Source organism: Alteribacter aurantiacus DSM 18675 (genome assembly GCF_000429705.1).
In the GTDB taxonomy this organism is placed as follows: domain Bacteria; phylum Bacillota; class Bacilli; order Bacillales; family Salisediminibacteriaceae; genus Alteribacter; species Alteribacter aurantiacus.
Map to the genome: position 1 here is coordinate 1271499 of NZ_KE386941.1, position 24339 is coordinate 1295837.

28 protein-coding genes are annotated in these 24339 nt (G+C 42.3%); 1 reads left to right on the plus strand and 27 read right to left on the minus strand.

What is annotated here, in order from left to right; translation table 11 throughout:
* Positions 1–149 precede the first annotated feature (149 nt).
* The 17 genes from G476_RS23535 to smc all read right to left on the minus strand — a co-directional run bounded on the left by G476_RS23535 (position 150) and on the right by smc (position 14603).
* A complete protein-coding gene (locus G476_RS23535) occupies positions 150–317 on the minus strand; it encodes a hypothetical protein (protein ID WP_156906545.1) in 168 nt (55 codons plus the stop codon).
* A complete protein-coding gene (locus tag G476_RS0109625) occupies positions 317–496 on the minus strand; it encodes a hypothetical protein (RefSeq protein WP_026689916.1) in 180 nt (59 codons plus the stop codon). Before G476_RS0109625 ends, G476_RS23535 begins: the two co-directional genes overlap by 1 nt.
* A gap of 58 nt (positions 497–554) precedes the next feature.
* Positions 555–833, minus strand: coding sequence for an EscU/YscU/HrcU family type III secretion system export apparatus switch protein (locus tag G476_RS0109630; protein WP_026689917.1), 279 nt, complete (start codon positions 831–833; stop codon positions 555–557).
* Positions 830–2092 carry a hypothetical protein gene (locus tag G476_RS0109635; protein ID WP_026689918.1) on the minus strand — a complete coding sequence of 421 codons (1263 nt, stop codon included), beginning with the start codon at positions 2090–2092 and terminating at the stop codon, positions 830–832. Before G476_RS0109635 ends, G476_RS0109630 begins: the two co-directional genes overlap by 4 nt.
* A gap of 88 nt (positions 2093–2180) precedes the next feature.
* Complete coding sequence (locus tag G476_RS0109640) at positions 2181–2942, minus strand: ribonuclease HII (RefSeq protein WP_026689919.1); 762 nt, start codon at positions 2940–2942, stop codon at positions 2181–2183.
* Between the two features lie 477 nt (positions 2943–3419).
* The gene (ylqF, locus tag G476_RS0109645; protein ID WP_026689920.1) at positions 3420–4262 is read right to left on the minus strand and encodes a ribosome biogenesis GTPase YlqF; all 843 of its coding nucleotides are present in this window, start codon (positions 4260–4262) and stop codon (positions 3420–3422) included.
* 12 nt (positions 4263–4274) lie between these two features.
* Entirely contained in the window at positions 4275–4820 is a 546-nt protein-coding gene (gene lepB, locus G476_RS0109650) for a signal peptidase I (protein WP_026689921.1), read from the minus strand.
* Between the two features lie 201 nt (positions 4821–5021).
* A complete protein-coding gene (rplS, locus tag G476_RS0109655) occupies positions 5022–5363 on the minus strand; it encodes a 50S ribosomal protein L19 (protein WP_026689922.1) in 342 nt (113 codons plus the stop codon).
* 125 nt (positions 5364–5488) lie between these two features.
* Positions 5489–6223: a tRNA (guanosine(37)-N1)-methyltransferase TrmD gene (gene trmD, locus G476_RS0109660; protein WP_026689923.1), complete on the minus strand. Its 735-nt coding sequence runs from the start codon at positions 6221–6223 to the stop codon at positions 5489–5491.
* Entirely contained in the window at positions 6220–6744 is a 525-nt protein-coding gene (gene rimM, locus G476_RS0109665) for a ribosome maturation factor RimM (RefSeq protein ID WP_026689924.1), read from the minus strand. Before rimM ends, trmD begins: the two co-directional genes overlap by 4 nt.
* The gene (locus G476_RS0109670) at positions 6734–7153 is read right to left on the minus strand and encodes a YlqD family protein (RefSeq protein WP_026689925.1); all 420 of its coding nucleotides are present in this window, start codon (positions 7151–7153) and stop codon (positions 6734–6736) included. The genes rimM and G476_RS0109670 overlap by 11 nt, the downstream gene beginning before the upstream one ends.
* A gap of 357 nt (positions 7154–7510) precedes the next feature.
* Positions 7511–7738: a KH domain-containing protein gene (locus G476_RS0109675; RefSeq protein WP_026689926.1), complete on the minus strand. Its 228-nt coding sequence runs from the start codon at positions 7736–7738 to the stop codon at positions 7511–7513.
* 82 nt (positions 7739–7820) lie between these two features.
* The gene (gene rpsP, locus G476_RS0109680) at positions 7821–8093 is read right to left on the minus strand and encodes a 30S ribosomal protein S16 (protein ID WP_026689927.1); all 273 of its coding nucleotides are present in this window, start codon (positions 8091–8093) and stop codon (positions 7821–7823) included.
* A gap of 136 nt (positions 8094–8229) precedes the next feature.
* On the minus strand, positions 8230–9588 hold the full coding sequence (gene ffh / locus G476_RS0109685; RefSeq protein ID WP_026689928.1) for a signal recognition particle protein: 1359 nt from the start codon (positions 9586–9588) through the stop codon (positions 8230–8232).
* A gap of 11 nt (positions 9589–9599) precedes the next feature.
* Entirely contained in the window at positions 9600–9929 is a 330-nt protein-coding gene (locus G476_RS0109690) for a putative DNA-binding protein (protein ID WP_026689929.1), read from the minus strand.
* Between the two features lie 91 nt (positions 9930–10020).
* Positions 10021–11019, minus strand: a complete 999-nt coding sequence (ftsY, locus tag G476_RS0109695; RefSeq protein ID WP_026689930.1) for a signal recognition particle-docking protein FtsY — start codon at positions 11017–11019, stop codon at positions 10021–10023.
* Between the two features lie 14 nt (positions 11020–11033).
* On the minus strand, positions 11034–14603 hold the full coding sequence (gene smc, locus G476_RS0109700) for a chromosome segregation protein SMC (protein ID WP_026689931.1): 3570 nt from the start codon (positions 14601–14603) through the stop codon (positions 11034–11036).
* A gap of 165 nt (positions 14604–14768) precedes the next feature.
* Between smc and G476_RS0109705 the strand changes: the two genes are divergently transcribed.
* Positions 14769–14990 carry a DUF1128 domain-containing protein gene (locus G476_RS0109705; protein WP_026689932.1) on the plus strand — a complete coding sequence of 74 codons (222 nt, stop codon included), beginning with the start codon at positions 14769–14771 and terminating at the stop codon, positions 14988–14990.
* 79 nt (positions 14991–15069) lie between these two features.
* Here G476_RS0109705 and rnc read toward each other — a convergent pair whose 3' ends face one another.
* The 10 genes from rnc to G476_RS0109755 all read right to left on the minus strand — a co-directional run bounded on the left by rnc (position 15070) and on the right by G476_RS0109755 (position 24324).
* Positions 15070–15840 (minus strand): ribonuclease III, encoded by a 771-nt coding sequence (rnc, locus tag G476_RS0109710; RefSeq protein WP_051314735.1) that lies wholly within the window; start codon positions 15838–15840, stop codon positions 15070–15072.
* A 77-nt stretch (positions 15841–15917) separates the two neighbouring features.
* Positions 15918–16148, minus strand: coding sequence for an acyl carrier protein (acpP, locus tag G476_RS0109715; protein WP_026689934.1), 231 nt, complete (start codon positions 16146–16148; stop codon positions 15918–15920).
* 59 nt (positions 16149–16207) lie between these two features.
* Positions 16208–16948 (minus strand): 3-oxoacyl-[acyl-carrier-protein] reductase, encoded by a 741-nt coding sequence (fabG, locus tag G476_RS0109720; protein WP_026689935.1) that lies wholly within the window; start codon positions 16946–16948, stop codon positions 16208–16210.
* A 3-nt stretch (positions 16949–16951) separates the two neighbouring features.
* On the minus strand, positions 16952–17896 hold the full coding sequence (gene fabD, locus G476_RS0109725) for an ACP S-malonyltransferase (RefSeq protein WP_026689936.1): 945 nt from the start codon (positions 17894–17896) through the stop codon (positions 16952–16954).
* A 12-nt stretch (positions 17897–17908) separates the two neighbouring features.
* On the minus strand, positions 17909–18898 hold the full coding sequence (gene plsX / locus G476_RS0109730; RefSeq protein WP_026689937.1) for a phosphate acyltransferase PlsX: 990 nt from the start codon (positions 18896–18898) through the stop codon (positions 17909–17911).
* A 4-nt stretch (positions 18899–18902) separates the two neighbouring features.
* On the minus strand, positions 18903–19475 hold the full coding sequence (gene fapR, locus G476_RS0109735) for a transcription factor FapR (protein ID WP_026689938.1): 573 nt from the start codon (positions 19473–19475) through the stop codon (positions 18903–18905).
* A gap of 136 nt (positions 19476–19611) precedes the next feature.
* Positions 19612–21651 carry an ATP-dependent DNA helicase RecG gene (gene recG / locus G476_RS0109740; protein ID WP_026689939.1) on the minus strand — a complete coding sequence of 680 codons (2040 nt, stop codon included), beginning with the start codon at positions 21649–21651 and terminating at the stop codon, positions 19612–19614.
* A gap of 4 nt (positions 21652–21655) precedes the next feature.
* On the minus strand, positions 21656–22537 hold the full coding sequence (gene sdaAA, locus G476_RS0109745; protein ID WP_026689940.1) for an L-serine ammonia-lyase, iron-sulfur-dependent, subunit alpha: 882 nt from the start codon (positions 22535–22537) through the stop codon (positions 21656–21658).
* A gap of 15 nt (positions 22538–22552) precedes the next feature.
* Positions 22553–23215: an L-serine ammonia-lyase, iron-sulfur-dependent subunit beta gene (gene sdaAB, locus G476_RS0109750; RefSeq protein WP_026689941.1), complete on the minus strand. Its 663-nt coding sequence runs from the start codon at positions 23213–23215 to the stop codon at positions 22553–22555.
* Positions 23216–23469: 254 nt separating this feature from the next.
* Positions 23470–24324, minus strand: a complete 855-nt coding sequence (locus G476_RS0109755) for a DegV family protein (RefSeq protein ID WP_026689942.1) — start codon at positions 24322–24324, stop codon at positions 23470–23472.
* Positions 24325–24339: the final 15 nt, after the last annotated feature.

The following is a 24339-nucleotide window of genomic DNA, read 5'->3' on the forward strand; positions in this document are numbered from 1 at the left end:
TTTATGGAAATTTGGATAAAGGTCAAAAGTCACCTTTGTTTGGAAAATTAAGACGAGGAAACATTTTCTTTTTTTTATAACGGTTTTAAACCAATTTCACTCTTCTATGCTTCTTTACACAATAAAAGATCACCCTACGAGTAGAGTGATCACTTATTGTAGCTTCTCTCCTGCATCACATCACCATCCGAATGTCTCTTCGTACCAGGAAATTGACTATCCGGATTCATTGTAGATCCGCGTTCAATATTTAATTTGTAGCCGTTGCCATTCATCCGCTCGCCTATTTTATACTTTTTTTCATGATCATTTTTCATCACTTGTTCTGTTTTAGTTTTTCAATCACGCTACGAGTAGCATTTTGAGTAATTTGATCCGATTCTCCCACAGAGCGATACACACCGAATTCTTCGGCAATCTCTTCACGATACGAATTCATATACTCCTCAACACCATCACATAGCAAACCATTTTTGAATTGTTCTTTCTTTTCCACTTGTCAAACCTCCCTTTAGGACTGTATTTTTATTCTTTCCTTATGGGCTGGCTTCACTCTAGAAGGTTTTTCCTGATAATTTTTTAGCTTGCTCTTTGTCCAAACGGTAAACAAAAGCAAAAACCTCAGCAACAGCTTCGTATAAATCTTCAGGAATTTCTTCATTAATTTCAAGTTCTGACAAGAGTTGAACAAGGGATGGGTCCTCTTGAATAGGCAAAGCATTTTCTTTCGCTTTTTGAATGATTTTTTCAGCAAGATACCCTTTACCTTTTGCTTTTACTTTAGGGGAGTGGCTTTGATCGTATTCTAGTGCAACTGCTCGCTTTTGTGTCATATTCGAATATCAATCCCTTTTTTCGGAGACCAAGTAGTTTTAAGTTTTTGATCCTCGTTTCTTTCAGTAGGTCTTGTCCAAAGAATGGATGACAAAACGTAATTCCCCTTCTTTAAACTCTCTTCAAGTAATGGCCTTAATGTTGAAATAGCGATCTCTGGCTTCTTGTTTTCATTATATAAATGAACGGTAACCACTCTATTTTGAATATGAACATCAATAACGGTCTCATTTAAAGAAGCGAGCTCTATATAAAAGAGAATGCGGCAATGATTACTATCCCAATCTCCATTTTGTTTTTTGAGTCCTTCCCATTGAACAGTCATGTCTTGAGTGATGTTACCAAATTTAACAGGAATCGAAAGGATGTTGTGAGCGTGCGTGTGATGTTGATCAATGTTTTGTAATTGGATCCCCGTTATGCGAAAAACAATCGCCTGAGCCAGCTTTCTCTGTTCAGATGATATCTCAGGGTTTTGCAAAAAAGAAAGGAGTTGTGCCTTTAAACTAATCCCATGGTTCGTATCCACCGAATGGGCCATATTTGCTTCGTAAATAAGACCTAACCCATTCATAAAGGTGTGTAGCGGAGGAGGAAATGATCGTTGTATACCACTTTCGCGGGAGAGATCGGGCAGGAATGATTGGATTGCAAGCATGAGTGCCCGATGTTCTTTTCCGATTAGACTAGTGTATAGTTGTTCTAGACCTTTGGCCAAAGACCCGTCTTGTTTAAGTGAAGCAAGGCTTAAAAAGGTCTCCTCGGTAAAGGGCAGTCGACGACTGGCCATATCGGATAAAACCTCTAAAGTCTGCTTGATCGGAAGGGAAGAGTGCTTGAATAAACGTTCTCCTTGTTCGATAACCTCTTTTGTAAATGGAATTCCTATGGAAGTAAATGCAGTTAGTAACCGTTCTTGTGCACTGTTACGAGTGGCTTTCCATTCCTTTAAGAGAGAATCCGTTGTCCCATGTAGCGCTGCGGCATACTTACTTTCACCATTTCCAGTTAGTACTTTAAGCTTTGGCATGCCTTCTGTGGAAGCAACTTCAAACCAATAGGTACGGTCTCTTTCTAGACCTACTTCCAGTTTGGCTGTTACTGTCGTTTGTCCGTAGGTTAGAGTAGCTAGATTGTTTGGATAAAGTTGTTTCACTTTTCCTTGGAGGAGTTGTCCTGGCATAAGAGGCAGGCTTTTAATTGTTGTTGATGTTGGCCTTAAACCCGAAAACAGACCTTTTAAACCTGTTCCTTCCATACAATCCTCACCTCGTTCCTTGTCATCCAGACTGTTTATAAACCATTATTTCTAAAGCTGTTTTCGTACATTTATTAACTTTTGATCTCTAGATCATATCCTTAATCGGAGCAAATGATTTTCGATGCTCTTCTGTTACACCTGAACCTTCTAAAGCCTTCAAGTGTTCCTTTGTACCATATCCCATATGCTTATCAAATCCGTACTCAGGATGCATCAAAGCAAGCTCTGTCATATAGGTGTCCCGCTTTACCTTAGCTACTACAGAAGCTGCGGCAATACTCACGCTTTTAGAATCCCCTTTAATCAGTGATGTTTGTCCTATATCAATGGGTAAGTTCATAGCATCCAACAACAAATAGTCGGCTTCTTTTTCCATGTTCAGGATCGCCCGTTGCATCGCAATTTTTGTAGATTCATAAATATTTAAACTGTCAATTTCTTCTGCAGTTGCGATCCCTACCCCAACTGCATACGCCTTATCGAGGATCGTACGGGAGTATTGTTCCCTCTTCTCTTTAGACAGCTTCTTTGAATCGGTAAGACCCGGCAAATAAAAATCCTCTGGTAAAATAACGCTTGCTGCAATAACAGGACCAGCAAGAGGTCCTCGACCTACTTCGTCAATTCCTGCAATAAAGCAATACCCTCTTTTCTTAAGGTCATCTTCATATGCATTCATTTCAACAAATTGATTGTGAAGGGCCTTTTCGGCCTCCATTCGTTTATGATAAGAAGCTAGTGCCTGCTGCACACCTTTTCTGGGATCGTGCTGAAGTTCATCTAAGAATGATGGTTTTACAGATTGCTTCAATTGTTCTTGAATCTCTTTTATGCTTGTTTTTTTTATGTCCATTGTAACTCCCTCTTTTTTGTATCGGTTAATTTTAGAATATATGTACCTCGATTTTTCAATTTAGAGTAAAAGGGTATTTAGTATAGATTGTTCCTTTTTATTATTTTCTTTGTCATTAGAGTTCTGGTTGAAACTGACGGGTCCTTCCCTTTTCGCGGCGGTGCTTGCAAGCCTCCTCAAGCGAGATCGAGCTTCTTCCTTTACTAGCGTCGAAGCAACTCTCAGTGGACTCACGATGTAAACACTCGTCGCTGCTAGCCGGTTCTCAAATAACAATAGAACACAGTATTTCACATAAAGTGAAAAGGTTACTGGCTAAAGGAACCCTCATTTTTTTAGTGTAGGAGCTGATAAACAATTACTCGAAAGAAGTTATCCACACGATAGACAAAAATACATTTAGAAACATAAAAAAAAGACCCATAAGGCGGTTTGCACCTTATGAATCCAATGTACCGTAGAATACCCTCTTTAAGGTTGTTCCAAAGTAAGGCGGCCAAACTTACCTGTTCGAAAATCCCGAAACACAATCTCGGCTGTGCGGTCGTAATCCACATGACCTCCACTTACAAGACAACCTCGCTTCTTTCCGATCGCGTCGAACAACTCCCCAATGTCATCCGGTATTTCCGTAAGGTTATAGCGTTCTTTTAATTTTTCAGGGTAAGCGACTTTCACATAATTCAAGAAAAACACCGCAGACTCTTGAAAGTCGAAGATTTCTTCTTTAATTGCCCCGGTTAAAGCTAAGCGAAAACCGACGGCTTCATCATTGAATTTTGGCCATAGGATTCCTGGCGTATCAAGCAACTCCATCTCTTTGCCAACTTTAATCCATTGTTGGCTTTTTGTGACTCCTGGACGGTCACCGATTCTAGCTATTTTTTTATTCGCAAGACGGTTGATAAGCGTCGATTTCCCTACATTAGGGATTCCTAAAATCAACGCTCTCACTGCTCGAGGATTCATTCCTTTTCGAATCATTCTCTCGATCATAGCTGATGCTTGTGTGTTTACAGCAGGAGGAATTCCTTTAATCCCTTTTCCTTTTTGTGAATCCACCTCAATGACGACGTGACCTTGTTTTTCAAAGTACTTTTTCCACTCCTGAGTGACGTTTGGATCTGCCAAGTCCACTTTATTTAAAATGATCATTCTTGGCTTTCCTTGCGTAATCTCATCAATTACAGGATTTCGTGAAGAAAGGGGAATCCTTGCATCAAGAAGTTCAATGACAACATCGATGAGCTTCATTTTTTCTTTCGCTTCCCGCTTCGCTTTGGCCATGTGGCCCGGGAACCATTGTATGGACATATGGGACAACTCCTAGTTTACAATTCTGAACTCATTAAATGGCCAGAACACAAAATTTGCTTTTCCAACTACTTCATCATAAGGGATGGTACCAATATGACGACTGTCTTTACTATGCTGGCGATTATCACCAAGTACAAACACATGACCTTCAGGAACAGTAGATTCCCCTGTAAGACCTTCTAAGGTGAAGTCGCCAGTAAATGGTTGACTGTATGCATTTTCTTTATATTCATCCAAGTAGGGCTCGTCTACTGGCTCGCCGTTAATGTAAAGCACATCATTTTCATAGGCAACATGGTCACCTGGCAATGCAATGACACGTTTTATATAATCTTTCGTTTGTGTTGCATGGAACACGACAATGTCAAAGCGATCGGGCTCTGAGATGCTGTATCCGATTTTATTTACAATCATACGGTCATTATGCTCTAAAGTAGGCATCATTGATTCACCGTCCACTACAATTGGCGCAAAAAAGAAATAACGGATTACAACGGCTAACAATAATGCTACGGCAACGGCTTTTAGCCATTCCCATGATTCTGACTTTGCCATAAGTTCGTGCCTCCAAACAGATGTAAACTCTTGTTCTTTATCATTGTAATGGATAATTTCTTTATTTTCCATATAAAATACCATAGGACTCTGGACACTTCACGTAAGTCAAAAGGGTTACTGAGTTAGAGGGACACTCTTTTTTACCTATGTAAAAAGGAGCCTGGACAAAAGCCAGACTCCTTTTTTGTTCGTTTTAGCTTAGCGTTCTTTAATTCGAGCTGCTTTACCGCGTAGTGCACGCAAGTAGTATAGCTTAGCACGACGTACTTTACCTTTACGAGTCACTTCGATTTTGTCCAAACGAGGTGAATGTACAGGGAATGTACGCTCTACTCCAACACCGTTGGATACCTTACGAACAGTGAACGTTTCGCTGATTCCAGATCCACGACGCTTAATTACGACACCTTGGAAAAGCTGGATACGCTCGCGAGTTCCCTCAACTACCTTCACGTGTACACGAAGAGTATCTCCGGCACGGAATTCAGGGAGGTCACCTTTTAGTTGTTCTTTTGTAATATCGCGAATAATTTGTTCCATTTGCTGTTCGCCTCCTTCCCGCCAGATGTTCATGTCCCAATTACGACAGCGGAGCATCTTGATATGTGTGACTTTTTGTCACAACGTCTATAATAGCACAGCTTGTAACCAACCACAAGAATAATTTAACGCTCTTTGTTGCGTAGCGCTTCAATAAATACTCTATCTTCATCAGTAAGGGTGATTTTGTCCAAAAGATCCGGTCTTCTCGTAAATGTTCGCCTCAGTGACTCTTCTCTTCGCCAACGTTCAATGCGCTCGTGATGACCACTTAAAAGGACGTCTGGTACTTCCATCCCTCTATACGTGGCTGGTCTTGTATAATGAGGGTGCTCAAGGAGCCCCGTGCTATGGGAATCGGTTATCGCACTCATTTTATTGCCCAATGCCCCCGGCAAAAGACGAGTAACGCTATCGGCAACGACCATTGCCCCTAATTCCCCTCCGGTAAGTACAAAGTCACCTATGGATATCTCATCAGTTACTAAGTGCTCACGGATCCGCTCATCATAGCCTTCATAGTGCCCGCATAAGAATATGAGGTGCTCTTCCTGTGCCAACTCCTCAGCCTTCTGCTGATCATACTTCTCCCCTTGTGGACACATTAAAATAACCCTCGGACGGCTATTCTCGCCTTTGTGGGCTTCAACAGCATCAAAAAGCGGTTGCGGCGTCAAGACCATCCCACCGCCGCCTCCATATGGGTAATCGTCCACACGGTTATGACGATCGGTCGTATAGTCTCTAAAATTAACCACATCAAACGTGACTACACCTTTTTTTTGAGCCTGTCCTAAGATAGACGTATCAAAGACCCCCGTGAACATTTCCGGGAAGAGAGTAAGGACTGTCATCTTCATTCGTCAATCAAGCCTTCCATCAACACGATAGTCACACGTTTTTGTACTACATCAACCTCTTTGACTACAGGGTCTATGTAAGGAATAAGTGCGTCCTTTTTTCCTTTACGAGGAACGACCCATACATCATTGGCACCTGGAGATAGAATCTCAGTTATCTCACCAATCGTCTCCTCATCGACAGTAACGACCATACAGCCGATAATATCGGAATATAAATATTCTCCTTCAGCAAGATCAGGCTTAACATCTTTTGAAACTTGCAGGATCGACCCCTTAAACCGTTCAACGTCATTTACATTTTCGAAGCCTTTAAAGGTGAGAAGGTCAAATTGTTTGTGCTTTCTATGACTAGTCACGATAATCGGTTCACGCTTGTTTGTTGATTCATGTTTGACAAACAGTTCGCTCCCCTCTACATATCGCTCTTCTGGGAAGTCCGTGCGGGAAATCACCCTTACCTCACCACGAATACCGTGAGTGTTTACGATCTTTCCCACATTGAGCCAATCAGTCGTCATCATGCATGCCGCCTTTACGAATTTCATGTACCATGCCATTTTTAATGACAATTTCGGTACCTTTCATAATTTCTTCCCAATTATCCCCTTCTTCAACCTCTTCAATCATCTGAATCGATCCTTCACGCACTTCAGCGCCTAAGTCCAATTCATCCAGTTGGCTGAGTTTCAGCTCCAATTGACGGATACGTTCTTTTCTACGTTGCATTTCACGTTGAAAACTCTGTTTCAGGGAATTCTGATAATTAGCGTTTGATTTGTTGTCTTTCAACTTTTTATGAAGAACAAACTCGAGTTGCTGAACCTCTTTGTTCAGTTGGTATTGCTTTGATAGGAATTGTTCTTTTAGCCTCGTTTTGCTTGTTTCCGTTAAAATTTGTTTGACAACTACTTTTTTCAAAATCTGCATGTTGTCACCTCCAACTGATATAGTAGCTTGCTTTTTTATATTGTTTAAGATGAGTATCCTCTTGCATCAGTTTATAAAGCTCCGCTCCAATCCACGCCCTCCGCTCCCTTTCCGCGGAGGTGCCGGCGAGCCAATAGAAACACTTGCTTCTTCCTCTACGAAAAATGCTTCGTAGTGTTCTCTGTCGTTGCAACTCCAGATGACTCACGATGTAAACGGTCGTCGCTGATGGCTTAAGCAAAACAAAACAAAAGGACAAGATATTCCACAAAAAAATTAAGGTTACTGACTATGTGGAATACTCCTTTTTGTTTAATGATTGACATACATAAAAAGGGAGAGGAAATTCCTCACCCTTTAACCAATTTCCAAGTTAATACGCTTGTTTTGGCTTGCTCCTGCTGCATATACAACGGAACGAATCGCCTTTGCAATTCGGCCTTGCTTCCCGATGACTTTACCCATGTCGTCTTTGTGAACGGAAAGCTTAAGTGTGAGTGATCGGCCTTCATCGTTTTCGGTGACATGGACATCTTCAGGATGATCTACAAGGGCTTTAGCAATGGATTCTACTAATTCTTTCATAGTCACTCACCTCATGTATAGCAGAGGTTCAAAGAAGCGGGTCACGCTATCTTTGAACCTGTCTGCCGATTATGCAAAGAACTTACTTTGCGTTTTTCGCGTTATGAAACTTTTCCATCAAACCAACGTTTGAGAAAAGGTTGCGAACAGTGTCAGAAGGTTTAGCTCCCTCTGTCATCCATTTCAACGCTTTTTCTTCGTTCACGTCAAATTTAACTGGGTTTGTTAACGGGTTATATGTTCCAATCTCCTCGATAAAGCGACCGTCACGTGGAGAACGAGAGTCCGCTACTACGACACGATAGAAAGGAGATTTTTTAGCTCCCATACGCTTAAGACGAATTTTAACTGCCATGTGTTTCACCTCCAAATCGAATTAACACAATTAAAGATATTATCATAGTTTCACCGACTTAACAACCCCCGTAAAGGAAAAAACCTTAACACTGGTTAAAAAAGTGGTAAAACCTTATGAAATCAAGGGTTTAGGCTTACATAAACGGAAATTTCATCCCGCCTAAGCCGCCTTTTTTCTTCTTGCCTTTTTGTTGCATGCCTGACATTTGCTTCATCATTTTCTTCATTTCACCGAACTGCTTTATCAAACGGTTTACCTCTTGAATAGTGGTTCCGCTACCTTTAGCGATCCGGCGTCTTCTGTTTGCATTTAAAATAGACGGATCTTCCTTCTCGGCTTTGGTCATGGAGCGAACGATCGCTTCAATTTGTCCGATCTGTTTATCGTCTACTTGAACGTTTTTCAAGCCCTTCATCTTACCAGCACCAGGCATCATGTTTAACAGCTCATCGAGAGGTCCCATATTACGGACTTGTCCCAACTGCTCAAGGAAGTCATCAAACGTAAGCTCATTCGTACGCATCTTCCGTTCAAGTTCTTTTGCCCTTGCTTCATCAACGTTTGTCTGGGCTTTTTCAATTAACGTTAGGACATCTCCCATTCCAAGAATACGAGAAGCCATCCGGTCGGGGTGGAAAGGTTCGAGTTGGTCGACTTTTTCCCCCATACCAGCAAATTTGATTGGCGTGTCAGTTACAGCTTTAACACTCAAGGCTGCACCGCCTCGTGTATCTCCATCAAGCTTCGTCAATACGACACCCGTAATACCAAGGCGTTCATTGAAGCTTTCAGCTACGTTGACTGCGTCCTGACCTGTCATGGCATCCACGACGAGAAGAATCTCATCGGGCTTGGCCAATTCTTTAATCTCATCTAGTTCGCCCATCAACTCTTCATCAACATGGAGTCGACCGGCAGTATCAATCAAAACATAATCGTGATGGTCTTCTTTTGCTTTCGCCAGTGCTTCTTTAGCAATTTCAACGGGGCTCACTTGATCACCCATAGAGAAAACAGGCATGTTGAGCTGTTTACCAAGTGTTTCAAGTTGCTTGATCGCTGCTGGGCGATAAATATCTGCTGCAACCATTAACGGATTGCGGTTATGTTTTTTTCGTAAATGATTTGCAAGTTTTCCGGTTGTCGTCGTTTTACCTGCACCTTGCAGACCGACCATCATCACAACCGTGGGAGACTTTTGGGCTACAGCGATCTTGCTTTGTTCGCCACCCATTAAGGCAGTCAATTCTTCATTAACAATCTTAATAATTTGTTGTCCGGGTGTAAGGCTCTCAAATACATCAGAACCTACTGCCCGCTCTTTTACGCGAGCGATAAAATCCTTAACAACTTTAAAGTTTACGTCCGCTTCCAAAAGGGCCAGCCTGACTTCGCGCATCATTACTTTAACGTCTTGTTCAGATACCTTTCCTTTACCGCGGATTTTATTTAAAGTTCCTTGGAGTCGCTCCGCTAAACCTTCAAATGCCATTCGGTTTCCCCCTATTCAAGTTTGTCCAGGGTGTGGAGGACACGAAGGATCTCTTCTTTCTCAGCACTTTTTTCAGTCAGTTCCCGTAGCTCTTTAATAAGGGCACTTCGTTCTTGATAACGTGAAAACAGCGAGAGTTTCTCTTCGTATTCTTCCAACAAAGCCTCTGTGCGTCGTATATTATCATACACTGCTTGCCGGCTCACTTCAAAGTGTTCCGATATCTCACCAAGTGACCAATCATCCAAATAATACATTCTCATGTATTTGTTTTGTTTATCGGTCAAAAGGGATTGATAAAAATCGTACAGATAATTAATTCGGATCGTTTTTTCAATCACCGGACGCACCGCCTTGTTAAGTGAATATCCTTTACACTTATCATCATACAAGACGGCCAATCCCATGTCAAGAAAATATCTTGACGGATTTTTAATCTTCCTCAGCTAACTCTTCCGCCTCTTGCAAGACGTCTGCGAAAAGACCATGAACATACTGATCCGCTTCAAATTCCTGAAGGTCGTCCATCCCTTCTCCCAATCCGACGAACTTGACTGGAATATCAAGCTCGTTTCGGATCGCAAGTACAATGCCACCTTTTGCTGTTCCATCTAACTTAGTAAGAACGATCCCTGATACATCAGTGGTTTTTGAGAAGGTTTTCGCCTGACTCATGGCATTTTGCCCTGTCGTTGCATCAAGTACAAGCAGAACTTCGTGAGGGGCATCAGGAATTTCTCTGCTAATCACTCGCTTTACTTTTTCAAGCTCGTTCATTAAGTTTACTTTATTTTGCAATCGACCGGCAGTGTCACATAACAGCACATCCGCTTTCCTTGACTTAGCAGCTTGGATCGCATCAAACATGACCGCAGCCGGGTCTGAACCAGCCTGTTGTTTGATTACGTCTACACCAACTCGCTCGCCCCATACTTCGAGTTGCTCAATGGCACCTGCACGGAATGTATCTCCTGCAGCCATGACGACACTCTTTCCTTCTTGTTTAAATCGGTGAGCCATTTTTCCGATCGTCGTCGTCTTTCCAACACCATTGACTCCGACGAAGAGGATGACTGTCATCGTTTCTTGCATATTTAAAGCTGATTCATTCTCAGACTTCTGAAGCATTTCTGCCAGCTTTTCCGAGATTACCGGTTGAATGTCTTTTGCATCCTTAATGTTTCGTCTTCTCGCTTCATCTTTTAACTCATCAATCAAGTCCATAACCGTGTGAACCCCTACATCAGCAGAGATCAAGATATCTTCAAGCTCTTCGAAAAATTCTTCGTCTACGCTTCTGTAATTCTTCACAAGCTCATTCATTTGACCAACAAAAGAATCTCTCGTTTTTGTCAGACCATCTTTAAACTTCGTTGTAACACTATCCGTTTGGGTTGTGATTTTTTCTTTCAGCTTCTTAAAAAAGCTCATCTGCATCCTCCATCCTAGTCGGAGCCGACTAAGGCTTCCGTCTCTTCCATCCTCACACTTACAAGGTTTGACACACCTGATTCTTGCATTGTTACCCCATAGAGCACATCTGCTTCTTCCATTGTCCCTTTACGGTGTGTAACAACAATAAATTGTGTATCCTTACTAAACTCTTTTAAATACTGAGCGAATCTCGCCACGTTTGCATCGTCAAGGGCCGCCTCGACCTCATCGAGTACACAAAAGGGAACGGGCCTCGTTTTTAGAATACCAAACAGCAGGGCGATCGCAGTAAGAGCTCTTTCTCCACCTGAGAGAAGTCCCAAGTTTTGAAGCTTCTTTCCTGGAGGCTGAGCGACAATATCGACTCCTGTTTCCAATAGATCGCTTGGGTCTGTTAACACCAAGTCCGCACGTCCCCCACCGAACAATTGAGCAAAGACGTTTTTGAAGTGGCCTTGGATGTGATCAAACGTCTCTTTAAAACGGCGAACCATTTCTATATCCATTTCTTCAATGACTTGAACAAGTGTCGCTTTACCCATCTCAAGGTCTTCTTTTTGCTCTTTCAAAAAGTCATAGCGTTCTTTCACCCTGTCGTATTCCTCAATAGCCCCCACGTTGACTGTGCCAAGTTCTTCTATGGCCATCTTAATGAGTTTCACTTTCGTTCTGGCCTGCTCAATCGTTAACGACGGATGCTCTTTTTGCTTTGCTGCTTCGAATGTGAGTTCGTAGTCTCCTTCTAGCTTAGCAAGTTTGTTGTCTAACTCCACATCTGTTCGGTTTACTAATACTTCCGTTTCATGAACAGCATTGCTCATTTGCTTTAGCTGACGTTTTCGTTCTCTCAAGTCAACTTCCGTATCATCATGTTCTTGCTGCAAGCCTGTACGATCTGAACGTCTTTTTGCAATTAAACGTATTGTCTGTTCTTTTTCCAGCTTTCGCTTAGCGATAATCTCTTCTAACGTTTCACCATCATCTGCTTGAGAGTCGATTTCTCTTCTTAACTGATCAAACTCTTGTTCACGATAAGCTAAGTCTTTTTTCACTTGGTAAAAAGAATCCGTCAAAGCATTAAGCGTTTGCTCAAGATAATTCAATTGTTCACGCTCTTTTGTTTCTTGAATACGGGATTCTGTCATTTCTTTTGAAAGGCTCTCTTTAGAAACAGCCTGTTTTGCTTCTTTCTCTGAAGCTTTCTTTATTTCTTCGTTTAAAGACTCGGTTTTCTTCTCCGCATCTTCAATCTTCGCACCAAGCTCGTTTAATCGCGCTTCTTTTTCTTTTCGCTCACGTTCAAACTCGTCTTTTTCTTGATCGTACAATCGGAGACGGTCGTTTAAACTACTGATCGAAAGCTCCAATTCTTTGACCTTCGTTTTCTCGACTTGTTCTTTTTCACGGGTAGACTCCCCTTGGCTTCTCGCTTCTTCCATTTGGCTTTTTAACGAGGACAAGTGGGCTTTTCGTTCTTTTACGTCTTGTTCTACTTTTCTCACTTCTGAATCCAAGCGTTCGAGTTTTTCTGTCATACGCTCGAGCTCTTGCTGTCTGCCGAGAAGATGATTCTTCTTTTTGTTCATACTTCCACCGGTCATTCCACCACCGGGATTGATCACATCTCCATCGAGAGTAACGATTCGAAAACGGTATCTTACTTGACGGGCAATCCCATTAGCCACCTTCAGATCTGTTGCTACAACCACATTGCCTAATAATTGACCAATAACATTTTCATATCGATCGTCGTATGTCACGAGTTCGGCAGCCGTACCAACGTACCCTTCCATTTGCTCGAGCACGCTCATATCAGTTGCAGGTAACCGTCTTGGTTTCATTACGTCCATCGGAAGGAAGGTAGCTCTTCCTAAATTCCGTTGTTTCAAATACGCGATGGCCTTTCTTCCTGTCGCTTCGTCTTTGACTACCACGTGTTGCTGTGCGGCACCTAAAGCGATATCAAGAGCGGTTTCATGTTCTTTCTTCACGTCAACAAGCTCCGCTACGGCTCCTTCAATTCCCTGAAAAGTACGATCTCGTTCTTTTAAGATTTCTTTTACACCTTGGAAAAAACCAGAATAGTCGTTCTGCATATCTTCCATGAATTCTTTTTTTGATCGGAGTTGTTCCGCATGTCGATAGGCTTCATAAAGAAGCGTTTCTTTCTTTTGGTATTCTTGCTCACTTTTCGTAAACGCTTGTTGCAATTCTCTAAAAGACGTAAGTGAATGATCGATCTTCTCTTTTAACTCGTCGTACACCCGGTCTTGTTCAGCTTTTTGTTCTGAAAGGACTCGTCTTTTCTCAAGAAGATCTATGTTCTCTTTTTCCAGTCGATCTTCTTTAAATCGCTGTCGATCAAGTTGTTCGATCAAATAGCGCTTTTCATTCTTTAAAGAAGCTGCTTCATTTAAGAACTCTATGTACTCGGATTTAAGACTATCTATACGTTCCTTGGTATCTTCTGAAAGCTCTTTATAAAGTGCCTCTTGTTGCTTTCGTTTAGCCGCCGTCTTCTCAAGATCGGATTTTGCTCGGTCGACTTTTTGAGTCTGATCTTCCACTTCTTTTGATAAGGTCTCTTTTTGGTCTTTGAGCTTATCCAACTCTTCCATGAACTGTTCTCGGTTTTTGGCAAAGTTCTTCTTACGCTCATGCCAAACTTGCTTTTGACCTTCTTGCTTCTCAAGCTCTTCACTCGTGTTTAATAACAGCTCTTGGAGTTGTTGAATCGACTCATCCAATGCATGAATATCGCTTCTCAAGCGATCGATCATCCGTTCTTTTTCTTTTACCGACTCGGTAAGCTGTTCTTCTTTTTTGATGAAGGTTACTAGCTTTCCTTTCTCGTCCGTCCACTTTTCGTGCAACACTTCGATTTCTTTTACATAAAGACCGATTTCAAAACTTTTAAGCTCTGCTTTTTTCTCTAAATATTCTTTCGCAACTGATGCCTGTTCTCTTAGAGGTTCAACTTGTCCATGAAGCTCGTGAAGAATGTCCTCCACACGATTCAAGTTATCTTGGGTTTCTGCGAGTTTTTTTTCGGATTTCAGCTTTCGCGTTTTATATTTGAGTACCCCTGCAGCTTCTTCAAAGATCTTACGGCGCTCTTCAGGTTTACTGCTCAAAATCTCTTCAATTTTCCCCTGTCCGATAATAGAAAAAGACTCTCTCCCGAGTCCTGAATCCATAAACAGGTCCACGATGTCCCTTAATCTGCATGGCTGTTTATTAATCAAATACTCACTTTCTCCTGAACGGTAAACACGCCTTGTCACACTTACTTCGCTATAGTCAATGGCAAGCTGTTGTTTTTCGTTGTTCAACGTGAGAGTGATTTCAGCCATGTTTAAAGGCTTTCTCAAATCAGTACCAGAGAAGATGATATCTTCCATCTTCCCTCCACGGAGGTTTTTCGCTGATTGTTCTCCTAATACCCAGCGAATCCCGTCTGAAATATTGCTTTTACCACTTCCGTTTGGACCGACTACCGCGGTCACACCGGAAACAAAGTCTATCGATAATCGATCGGCAAATGATTTGAAACCGATCAGATCGAGACGTTTAAGAAACAATGCCATCCACCTCATTTTACTTAATGCATACTAGGACGAGGGGTTTTTCGTCTTAACTCGTCTATTTTACCACAATTGGTTTTGGATTTGGAACGTACTGTAGACAAAGGCCACTCAAGTGTTAAAATAAGAAAAGAGTGAAAGTGAAATTGAAAGGGTGATACGATGAACTTAGATCAAAAAACAGAACAAAACATCAATCATATGCTTGATGAAATCAAACAGAAATTGCAAATTGTTAACGCCGGTGCTATTAAAGCAGAAGCGTTCGACCTTAATAAATACGATGATTTAAAGGATATTCACGCTTACGTGATGAGTAAGGACAACTTTAGTGTTAATGAGTTGGACGGTATCGTGAGTGAACTAGGCCAAATGAGAAAATAAGAACGACAATAAAAAGAGTGGTACTCACGACAAACGTGGTACCACTCTTTTTTATTAACCGAGTTAGCTTGGTCTGTTTCTATTTATCTTGTTGTGAAAGCTTTTGAAGCGCTTGTTGGGCGGCGTGTTGTTCAGCTTCTTTTTTGGATCTCCCCGTACCATTTCCGAGGTTCTCGTCTTCAAGCCATACTTCACTTACAAATTCTCTGCAGTGTGCAGGTCCTTTTTCCTGGACAATTCGATATTGCACTTGACCATGGCCTTCTCTTTGAATGAATTCTTGTAATTGACTTTTAAAATCCATCATATGAGAAAAAGCCCCTTGTTTCACTTTAGGGTACACGTGTTCCTCCAAGAAGCGATAAACAGCTTCAAGTCCCTGATCGAGATAAAGCGCCCCTACAAAGGATTCAAATACGTCTGCAAGCAATGCAGGCCGCGTTCTTCCTCCCGTCATTTCTTCACCCTTGCCAAGTAGTACATGTTCTCCAAATGAGAGTTCCCCTGCGAATTTGGCCAATGAAGGCTCACATACGATGGCAGCTCTGAGTTTGGTCATCTCACCTTCGCTCATAGTGTCGAAAGTTTTGAATAAAAATTGCGAGATGGCCAATTCCAAAACCGCATCGCCCAAAAATTCGAGCCTTTCATTGTCGTCATGGGGACGAATACGATGTTCGTTCACATAAGAGGAATGCGTAAAAGCTTGAATGAATAAATCTTCATTTTTAAACTCAAAGCCTAATGAGTGCAAGAAACGTTTATAACTTTCTTTTTGTTCTTTGGTTATTTGAATCTTTTTTTGTTGTCGTCGTAACCCTTTTTTGCGGACTTTTCGCGACTGTTGCATGAGTACCCCCATCTACCTTTTCCCTATTCATTTATGAAAGCCCGAGCTACCTTTAGAGGTAACTCAGGCTCTATTCACTATTGCTTGTCTATGTAAGTGATCACATCACCAACAGTAGTGATTTTTTCAGCATCTTCATCGGAAATTTCCAAGTCGAACTCATCTTCCAATTCCATCACGAGTTCAACAACATCCAAGGAGTCTGCACCTAAGTCTTCTTTAAAAGTAGCCTCAGGCTTCACTTCTGACTCATCTACTCCAAGACGCTCAGAAACGATTTTGGCGATTCTATCTAACGTTGCTGCCATGTCTTTCACCTCCCTTCAAGTCATTATAGGATAACTTTGTTAAAAAGACTAGTCCAGATTTACATAACCATTCCGCCATCAACGTGAAGGGTCTGACCGGTCATGTAACCTGCCGACTCGCTAGCCAAAAATGTCACCACATTGGCTACATCTGAAGCAGAACCTAGTTTTCCTAGTGGTATTTGCCCGAGCATGGCTTCTTTTACCTCATCAGATAAGGCATCTGTCATATCCGTTTCAATAAAGCCTGGTGCAACCGCATTAACATGAATATTACGATTGGCAAGCTCCCTGGCAAGGGATTTCGTAAGACCAATGACGCCTGCCTTGCTTGCTACGTAGTTTACCTGTCCGGCATTTCCTAATACACCAACAACGGAACTAATGTTAATAATTCGACCATAGCGTTGCTTCATCATTTGTCTTGTTACAGCCTTTGAGCAGTTAAACACGCCTTTTAAGTTGATGTCAATGACCGCATCAAAATCTTCTTCTTTCATACGCATTACAAGTCCATCTTTTGTAATTCCCGCATTGTTTACGAGGATTTCAAGTGATCCAAATTCAGCTAGTACGACTTTAACCATGTCTTGAACATCTTTACCGTCAGCCACATTCGCTTGGACGGTAATCGCTTTTACACCATACGTTTCACACTCTCTTGCCACATCCAAGGCTCGCTCTTCACTGCCTGCGTAATTGATGGCCACGTTCGCACCATTTTTAGCAAGGTGAAGGGCAATTTCACGTCCTATTCCTCGGGATGCGCCTGTTACAAGAGCCGACTGTCCTTCAAACAACATTTACTTCCCCTCCTTTAGCGTCGATAAGGCTTTTTCCAACGTTTCTTCATCATATACAGGCAACACCTTTGCTCTGCGGTTGACTTTTTTAACAAGACCGCTAAGTACTTTCCCAGGTCCTACTTCAATAAACACATCAACCTCATCTTCTACTAGCTTCCGAACGGTATCTTCCCACAAAACAGGAGAATAGATTTGCTCATAGAGAAGTCTCGATACATCTTCACCGCTTGTTACCTTGGCTGCCGTTACATTGGCAATGACGTCGATGGCAGGCTGAGAGATCGTTAGTCCATCCAACGTTTCTTTCATTTTCTCTGCCGCCGGCTTCATTAAACTGGAGTGGAATGGCCCACTCACATTCAATGGAAGTACGCGCTTGGCTCCGGCTTCCCTAAGGGCTTCCGATGCCTTTTCCACCCCTTCTTTAGATCCTGAGATCACGATTTGACCAGGACAGTTGTAGTTGGCAGGTTGAACGTCACCAGCTACTTCTGCTACTTCCTTTGTAATCCGATCAACATCTTCTCTTTCCATTCCAAGAACAGCTGCCATAGATCCTTGACCGCTGGGAACGGCTTCTTCCATCAACTGCCCACGGCGTCGGACTGCTCGAACAGCATCACCGAAAGAAAGACTGTCAGCAGCAACTAAAGCGGAATACTCACCTAAACTATGGCCCGCTGCGTAGTGTGCTTTGATGCCTTTTTCTTTTAGAACTTCCCAAATGGCGGTACTCGTAGTAAGAAGAGCAGGCTGCGTGTTTTCAGTACGCTTCAACTCCTCTTCCGTCCCATCAAACACAAGGTCTTTTAAAGAAAAACCTAAAGCTTCGTCCGCTTGATCAAAAATGGCCCTAGCTACTTCATAGTTTGCGGCAAGTTCTTTTCCCATTCCGATCGATTGAGATCCTTGACCCGGGAAAAGAAGAGCAATTTTAGTCATATTTACATCTCCCTATTCATCCGAAGATTTGATTTCTCTTGTTATTAATTCCACCACATTTTCTTCATGCATGGTCCGTGCTTGACGAATCGCACTAAACACGCCTTGAGCATCTGAAGAACCATGAGCTTTTATAACAGGAGCTTTTAAACCAAACAAGCCCGCACCACCGTACTCGGAGTAATCCAACTTTTGTTTAATTTGTTTGAAAGAAGGCTTTAACACACCTGCAGCAAGCTTGTTCTTTAAAGAAGAAGTAAATTGTTCTTTTAACAATGAGAACATGGATAAAGCTGTACCTTCAATCGACTTCAAAACAAGGTTTCCTGAAAAACCGTCACAAATCACCACGTCTGCCGCTCCGTTTAATAAATCCCGCGCTTCAACGTTTCCAATAAAATTGATTGGGAGTTCCTGCAGTTGCGCATAGGCTTGCTTTGTAAGGTCGTTCCCTTTTCCAGCTTCACTTCCTACATTCAACAAACCGATGCGTGGCTGTTTGATCCCTCTTACTTTTTCCATATAAATGCTGCCTATCGTAGCATACTGTGCCAAATGTGTTGGTTTGGCATCCATATTAGCGCCAACATCCAAAAGGAGAAAACCTTCCCCGCCCAGTGTAGGGAGCATTGGGGATAAGGCTGGCCGTTCGATACCTTTAATGCGACCTACAACCAAAAGTCCCGCCGTCATGTATGCACCCGTGTTTCCAGCAGATATACAAGCATCAGCCTGTCCATCTTTTACGGCTTGTACAGCTCTTACCATAGAAGAATTTTTCTTCCGTCTTACTGCACGAACGGGGGAGTCTTCACTGGTAATAAGTTCGTCTGTATGAGTAACGGTGATCCGTTCGTTTTGTTTTAACGTTTTATTAATTTCTTTTTCGTCACCGTAAAGAATGACTTCTAAATCTTTATATTCTTGTAACGCTTTTTCTACTCCTTCAAGGATGGCCGCTGGGGCGTTGTCTCCCCCCATGGCATCAATGGCAAGTTTCATTCTTTCACCCTTCTTTCTTTGCAGCATGCTCTTGTCTGAACATCATAAACTCTCCCGCAAAAACAACTTCTTGATCGACAAAACTATTGACAACCACCGTTGTTCGATCGTCTTGCAAATCATGAACAGATGCCTTCGCTACAACTCGCTCCCCGTTTTTCACTTGTCTTTTAAAGGAAACATTCGCTGTAACAGTAAGGGCTAGTTCATCATCTATGATCGCTACGGCCAATGAGTTGGCTTGTGCAAAAAGATGGTGACCCCTGGCAATCTTGGTTCTTGAGAAGACATGTTCTTCTTTTATGTCAAGTATTGAAATCGCTTGTTTATCCAATTCCAAATCAACTACTTCACCGATGACTTCCTCAAGTTGCAATGCTTTAACCGTATCGTATTGCTGTTTTGCTACGTCTTTAATTCGTTCTCTTACTTCAGGTATATTCATCTCCAACCTGTCAAGGCGGATGGTTTGCACACTCACACCAAACGCTTCGGCAAGTGCTTCATCAGTTGTAAAAGGATTTTCTTCAATCCTTTGTTTTAGCTTTGGTTGACGCTGTTTTTTCGATAACTTCATTCCATCACTTCCACACTTATATGACTAGGTACTAATAGTAGTATATTATTGCACATGATACTTTTCAAGGAAAATCCTGATGAAGCTTTTTTTACCCGCAAACAAATAGTCCGCTACTCTCACAATGAGCTCCAGCTTAATCTAAATGATTGAGAGTCAATACACCTTCGTCCTCGAGCCATTTTCTTAACTTCATATAATCTTTTGATTGCCAAAAAGCTTCTGAACCTACAAGCTTTGCAGCGTCTTGTCTTGCAATTTCAAGAACTCTGTAATCGTGAACAAGATCTGCCACTTTGAATTCAGGCAGACCACTTTGCTTTGCCCCGAAAAAATCCCCTGGTCCCCTAAGTTCAAGGTCCCTTTCCGAAAGCTCAAAACCATCATTTGTTTCCGTCATGATTTGCATTCTCTCTTTGCCGTTATCGGATTTCGGATCCGCTAAAAGAATGCAATACGATTGCTCACTCCCGCGTCCTACACGCCCTCTTAGTTGGTGAAGCTGCGACAGCCCGAACCGTTCAGCATCGTATATAACCATTACAGTTGCATTAGGGACATTCACACCTACTTCAACGACAGTTGTTGAAACAAGAACTTGGGTTTGGTTTTCAGAAAATGCATCCATAGCCGCTTCTTTTTCTTCTTGATGAAGTCTTCCATGCATGAGGCCGATTTTCCAATCAGACAGCCCTTGGGTTAACATGGCATGAACATCAATGGCGTTTTGGACATCCAGTTTTTCAGATTCTTCAATAAGAGGACAAATCACATAAGCTTGTCTTCCGTTAGTGATTTCTTTTTCCATGAAATGGAGTACTCGATCAAACATGGAAGGTTTTGCCCAATACGTTTCAATTGGTTTTCGACCTTTCGGCATTTCATCGATGACTGATACATCCATATCACCAAAAGCAGAGATGGCTAGCGTCCTTGGAATTGGCGTTGCAGTCATAAACAACACATCGGGATGCAGTCCTTTTTTTCTTAAGACTTTGCGCTGGTTCACCCCGAATCGATGTTGCTCGTCTGTAATCACAAGTCCGAGGTTCTCAAAGTCTACACCTTCTTGGATTAAAGCATGTGTACCTACCAATACATCTAGTTCACCACTTTTAAGTGACGCTAGAACCTCTCTACGCTCTTTAGCTTTAGCACTTCCGGATAATAGCTTAACTGATATGCCCTCAGGTTCAAGGAGACCTGTTAATGATTCAAGGTGCTGTTCAGCCAGGATCTCTGTAGGTACCATCAATGCCCCTTGATACCCTGATTTGACCACTGCATACAACGCGATGGCAGCGATGACTGTCTTTCCTGAGCCAACATCCCCTTGTAATAAACGGTTCATCCTATAGGGTGATGTTAAATCCCTCAAAATTTCGTTTTTTACTCTATTCTGTGCTCCTGTGAGAGGAAAGGGGAGTTTTTGAACAAACTGCTCAACACTCTCGGTTGGCATATGTTTTTTATCCCCTTTTTGTTGTTCCCGTTCTTGTTTTCGGTACGTTTGCATTTTTAATTGAAACAGTAACAACTCTTCATAAATCATCCGTCTTTTTGCCTGCTTTAAATCGTCTTGAGATTTTGGAAAGTGAAGATGGAAAATAGCTTCCTTACGATCCATAAGGCGATAGGCAGAAACAAGCTGACGTGGCAACGTTTCCTCAATTAAATCCCCATAACTGCCCATTGCTTCATGAATGAATTTTCTGAGGGTGGCCATTTTCAAATCCCCTTTCAAGGAGTAGACTGGCTCAAGCCCTTCTTCGTTTGATTGCTTTTTTGTCGTCATTACTGCAGGTGAGAGGCTTGCTCTACCTTGGTCCCATTTCCCCGTTACAACGACTTCGTTTCCAATCACAAACCTACTTTTCAAATAGTGCTGATTAAAGAAGATAGCCTGAACGAGCTGACCATCGACTAATATGCGTACGGTTAAACGGGATTTCTTTTTTCCATAAAACCGAACAGCAGGTTCACTTTGAACTTGGCCACGAACGGTTATCCTCTCTTCGTGCTGCACTTCAGATAACGGCCTTACTGCGTAATCTTCATGACGGAAAGGGTAATATTCCAACAGGTCATTTACTGTGTGTATATGTAAAGAAGAGAGCAACTCGCGTGAGTGCTCTCCAACTCCTTTAATTACTGTTACGGGTAACTGTAGACTCATACAATTATCGCGGCGTCTTCCCGAATATCTCCTGCTGCAACCTTCTTCCGGTCGGTGTCGCCGCAAGCCCCCCTTCAGCCGTTTCTCTTAATGCAGATGGCATGGATTGGCCAATTTTGTACATAGCGTCAATCACTTCATCAGTTGGAATCCGACTAGTAATTCCGGCAAGAGCCATATCTGCTGCCACAATCGCATTCGATGCTCCAAAAGCATTCCGTTTCACACAAGGGACTTCAACTAAACCTGCTACCGGGTCACATACGAGACCAAGCATATTCTTTAAAGCAATGGCCATCGCTTCTGCCGACTGCCTTGGGGTTCCACCTGCCATTTCTACAACGGCAGCAGCAGCCATCCCTGTTGCAGAACCAACTTCAGCTTGGCATCCTCCTGCAGCTCCTGAAATGGAGGCATTGTTTGCTACAACGTATCCAAATGCTCCACTAGTGAACAAGAAACGAATCATTTGATCGCGACTTGGATTTAATTTCTTTTTCACAGCGAACAAGGCACCAGGAACAACACCGGCAGAACCAGCTGTTGGCGTTGCGCAAATTGTCCCCATTGCTGCGTTCACTTCATTTGTTGCCATCGCTTTAGCAACAGCATCCAAGAGAAGGTCTCCGGCTAACGTTTCATTTTTTTGCATATATTCATAAAGTTTCTTACCAGCCCCACCTGTAAGGCCAGAGACACTTTTCACTTCTTCTTCAATACCTCTTTTTACAGCCTGTTCCATCACAGTTAAGTTTCGGTCCATTTGTTTAATAATCTCTTCTCTAGAGCGATCATGGACTTCCATTTCCTGAAGGATCATGGCTTCAGAAATTGAAATCTTCTTTTCATCAGTTAATTCAATGAGTTGTTGAACGTTTTGAAACATGTCGGGCACTCCTTTTTAGTCATGAATTTTAGTTACTTTATCAACGGAAGCAAGAGCCCCTACTTCATTTAACAGTTCATCACTCACGTTTTGGTCTACTTCAATCACCATAAGAGCTTCTTGACCTTTATTTTTTCTTGACACTTCCATGTGCCCAATATTAATTTCATTTTTAGCCAGCACGGCAGAAACAGAAGCAATCGCACCGTAACGATCGTTATGAACGACAAGTATGGCTGGGTGATTCCCACTCAAACGAAGCTTAAAGCCATTAAGTTCCTTGACTTCTACCTTACCGCCTCCGATCGAAATTCCCACCAACTCCATTTTATCATTCCCTTTACCTAATCGAATTTTCACGGTATTGGGGTGATCATGTTCGTCAGGTTCTTCAATGAACTGTACGTTTATCTTTTTGTCTTTGGCCAATTTCAAAGATTGGGGAATTCTTTCGTCGTAGGTGTCAAACCCCAACAAGCCTCCCACTAGAGCCACATCGGTTCCGTGTCCCTGATAGGTTTTTGCGAATGAGCCGTATAAATGGATATCCGCCCAATCTGGTTCCGTTTGAAACAAATGTCTTGCAACAAGACCTATTCTCGCGGCACCAGCGGTATGCGAACTAGAAGGCCCTACCATAACCGGACCAATAATATCAAAGACACTGCGGAATTTCATGTGTCTTACCTCCTCTATATAAAAAACATCCCAATTTTGTCATACTCCTCCCCTATCGTAACAAATCCTTACTGAAAGGGCTATCATCGTTTTTTGGTAAATACAAAACACAAGTGAAGTCGGTGAACAAAACACTCAACTCGATCGATAAATCCCAAAGTCAATGAACAAACCGCAACAAACCGCTCAACTCAATCGATAAAATAAACATAAAAAACCCACCCATAACAGGCAGGCTTTTCACAAATGTATCTTTATGATTTTGTCACACTAATCGAAATGGTACCCGGGCCTACGTGGGCTCCGATAACGGGGCCAATCGATGTCATAACTGATGAAGTGACGTTCAATCGGTCCTCAAGCTCTTTCATGATGACAGCAGCTTCTTCATATGCTTTAGCGTGAGAAATCCCAACATAAACCTGGTCTGTTCCAAATCGAGTTTCCAGCTCCTTGTAGATTTTCCCCAAGGCCTTTTTTTGCCCTCTCGCTTTTTCATACGGGAAAACCTCCCCATCGTCGTTCAATGAAAGAATAGGCTTGATCTTGAGAAGTGAGCCAAGCATAGCTGAAGCCTTACCGATTCTTCCGTTCTTCTCCAAATATTCTAGCGTATCGACCATAAAAAAGACGGAAGTATCGTGTAATAACTCGTTCATGCGGCGTTCACACGCCCGTTTATCAGCACCTTCTTTGGCCAAACGAGCGACTTCTGTGACCATAATTCCAATTGCATATGATGCTTTCTTAGAATCAATAACAGTGATGTCTACATCATTTTCCAATTCCAAAGAGGCGATGTGAGCCGATTGGTATGTCCCACTTAGTCTGGAACTTAAATGAATCGATAAAATGGAAACATCCTCATCATTCCCAGCCAGCCTCTTGTACTCCTCTTCGAATTGGAAAGGGGTTGGTTGTGAGGTGCTTGGCATTAAATTACTTTCATCGAGTTTGTTATAAAATTCTTCCGGGGTAAGGTTTATTCCATCTTCGAACATGTCGTCCCCAAAATGTACTTTTAAGGGAACCACTGTAATATCCAATTCTTCAACAAGCTCTTTTGGTATATCTGCGGTTGAATCTGTAACAATCTTTACTTTACCCACTTGTGCAACCCCCTT